The 255-nt window shown below is 38.0% G+C and carries 1 protein-coding gene; it reads left to right on the top strand.

Annotated features, from left to right (window positions below; translation table 11 throughout):
- Positions 1-255 (top strand): YheC/YheD family protein (locus SB775_RS31575; RefSeq protein WP_410865229.1); only part of this gene is annotated, 255 nt, incomplete at both ends.

Here is a 255-nt window from a genome sequence, read left to right as displayed (position 1 = left end):
AACAAGGTATTTCCTTACTTCGCTTCGATGGGCAACCTGTTGATTTTCGCATTCATACAAATAAAAATCATTTCGGCCAATGGATGGTCAGTGCAATCGTCGCAAAAATTGCTGGCAAAGGTAGCTTAACAACGCATGTAAATAGCGGTGGCGATACAAAATTACTGCAAGAACTTTTTCCAGATTCAACGAAACAAATTCAAATTGAAAATAAATTAAAACATACGGCCTTACAAATCAGTTACGCGCTCGATG

This window comes from Peribacillus sp. SIMBA_075, assembly GCF_046534585.1.
The sequence above is the reverse complement of the archived record's forward strand: the minus strand, read 5'-3'. Positions and strand labels throughout refer to the sequence as shown.